General features: G+C 69.0%; 2 protein-coding genes and 1 pseudogene. All 3 read left to right on the top strand.

What is annotated here, in order from left to right:
- Positions 1 to 190 precede the first annotated feature (190 nt).
- Positions 191 to 1,252, top strand: a complete 1,062-nt coding sequence (locus QSK36_RS42935) for a substrate-binding domain-containing protein (protein WP_285786424.1) — start codon at positions 191 to 193, stop codon at positions 1,250 to 1,252.
- The gene (locus tag QSK36_RS42930) at positions 1,249 to 2,421 is read left to right on the top strand and encodes a Gfo/Idh/MocA family protein (protein ID WP_221264298.1); all 1,173 of its coding nucleotides are present in this window, start codon (positions 1,249 to 1,251) and stop codon (positions 2,419 to 2,421) included. Before QSK36_RS42935 ends, QSK36_RS42930 begins: the two co-directional genes overlap by 4 nt.
- Positions 2,418 to 2,557: pseudogene (locus QSK36_RS42925) on the top strand (sugar phosphate isomerase/epimerase); the annotation flags it as partial. The gene QSK36_RS42930 and the pseudogene QSK36_RS42925, both read left to right, overlap by 4 nt.

The raw sequence follows: 2,557 nt of genomic DNA, 5'->3' as shown, positions 1-2,557 counted from the left end.
CTCGGTCTGCTGATCTTCACTGTGATCACCAACCTGTTCATCCTCAACGGTCTCAACACCGCCGACCAGCTCGTCGCCAAGGGCGCGATCATCGTCGTCGCCGTGCTCCTGCAGCGGCGAAGCCTCAATTCACACACCTGATACCGGGGGCCGGATCGGAATCCGACCGGCCCCAGCAAGGAGAGAACATATGGACAAGAACCCCGGTCGCCGCGGCTTCCTCCTCGGCGGAGCCGTCCTCGGCGCGGGCGCCCTCATCACGGCCTGCACCAGCAACGAGCCGGCCGCGCAGGCGAGCGCGCCGGCCGCCGCTCCCGCGGCCGCGGCCACGGGCGGCAACGACGCCCCCGGCGACAAGGTCGTCATCGGCTTCTCGGCCCCGGCCGCCGACCACGGCTGGATCGCGGCCATCGCCAAGAACGCGGCGGACGCGGCCACGAAGTACTCCGATGTGGAGTTCAAGGCGGTCGAGCCGACCAACGACATCAACCAGCAGATCTCGGCGGTGGAGTCGCTGATCCAGGCCAAGGTGAACGCGCTGGTGATCCTGCCGAACGACGGTGAGCAGCTGAACCAGGTCGCGCGGCAGGCGATGGACGCCGGCATCCCGGTGATCAACCTGGACCGGGTGTTCCCGGACAAGCTGTCCTTCCGGACCTGGATCGGCGGGGACAACTACGGCATGGGGGTGGCCGCCGGTCACTACATCGGTAAGACGCTGAAGGACAAGGGCGTGGCCGACCCGGTGATCCTGGAGATCCAGGGCATCGCGACGCTGCCGCTGACCCAGGACCGCAGCAAGGGTTTCGCCGACGCTTTGAAGATGTACGGGTTCAAGGTGACGGCGCAGCAGGACGCCAAGTTCACGGTGGAGTCCGGCACGCAGGTGGCCAGCAACCTGCTGCAGGCGCACAAGAAGATCGATGCCATCTGGAATCACGACGACGACCAGGGCATCGGTGTGATGGCGGCGATCAAGGAGGCCGGTCGCGACGAGTTCTTCATGGTCGGCGGCGCGGGTTCGGCCAACGCGATGCGTGACATCCAGGCGGACAACACCGTGCTGAAGGCGACGGTCACCTATCCCCCGACGATGGCCGCCTCGGCGGTCAAGCTGGCCCGGCTCATCGCCCAGGGCAGGGGCATGAGCGACCTGCTGGAGCAGGAGGTGCCGCAGTCGATCACGCTGGCCTCGGCGACCGTGACCAAGGACAACGTGGACAAGTACCTGCCGCTCGGCTTCGAGTCATGAGGCCTGTCATCGGGGTCGGCATGGTCGGTTACGCGTTCATGGGCCGTACCCACTCCCAGGCGTGGCGCAGCGTGGACGCGTTCTTCGACCTGCCGTTCAAGCCCGCGATGGTGGCCGTGGCCGGCAGGTCCGCCGAGGCGACCGCGCAGGCAGCCGAGAAGCTGGGGTGGGCCCACGCGGAGAGCGACTGGAAGCGCCTCCTCGAACGCGACGACGTGCAGATTGTCGACATCTGCACGCCGGGTGACAGCCATGCCGAGATCGCCATCGCGGCGCTGGCGGCGGGCAAGCACGTCCTGTGCGAGAAGCCGCTGGCCAACACCGTGGCCGAGGCCGAGGCCATGGCCGCGGCGGCGAAGGAGGCGGCGGCGCGCGGGGTGCGCAGCATGGTCGCCTTCAACTACCGCCGCGTGCCCGCGGTCGCGCTGGCCCGGCGGTTCGTCGAGGAGGGCAGGCTCGGGGAGATCCGGCACGTGCGGGCGCAGTACCTGCAGGACTGGATCGTCGACCCGGAGTTCCCCCTGGTCTGGCGGCTCCAGAAAGACAAGGCCGGATCCGGCGCTCTCGGCGACATCGGCGCCCACATCATCGACACCGCCGAATTCATCACCGGTGAGCGGCTGACCGGGGTGTCGGCGATGACCGAGACCTTCGTCAAGGAGCGTCCCCTGGCGGTCAGCTCCGCCGGGCTCTCGGCCGGCGGCGGAGCCGGGACGGGCCCGGTCACCGTGGACGACGCCGCGCTGTTCATCGGCCGGTTCAGCGGGGGCGCGCTGGCGTCCTTCGAGGCCACCCGCTTCGCGACCGGGCACAAGAACGCGCTGCGCATCGAGGTCAACGGAGCCCTGGGGAGCCTGTCCTTCGACTTCGAGGCGATGAACGAGCTGTGGTTCCACGACCACACCATCGGCAGCGCCGAGCACGGATTCCGGCGGGTGCAGGTCACCGAGCCGGACCACCCGTACGCCGGGGCGTGGTGGCCGCCGGGCCACGGCCTCGGATACGAGCACACCTTCGTCCACGAGGCGAAGGACTTCCTGGAGGCGATCGCCGCCGGCACCGACCCCGCGCCGTCCTTCGAGGACGGGCTGCGGGTGCAGCGGGTGCTGGCGGCCGTCGAGCAGAGTGCGGCTGAGGGCAGCCGCTTCACGACTGTGGAGGATTCATGACCAGGCCGGTCACGTTGTTCACCGGGCAGTGGGCGGACCTGCCGTTCGAGGAGGTCTGCCGGCTGGCCTCGGAATGGGGCTACGACGGCCTGGAGATCGCCTGCTGGGGCGACCACTTCGAGGTCGACAAGGCCCT

Source organism: Microbispora sp. NBRC 16548 (assembly GCF_030268985.1).
GTDB classification, from domain to species: domain Bacteria; phylum Actinomycetota; class Actinomycetes; order Streptosporangiales; family Streptosporangiaceae; genus Microbispora; species Microbispora catharanthi.
The sequence above is the reverse complement of the archived record's forward strand: the minus strand, read 5'-3'. Positions and strand labels throughout refer to the sequence as shown.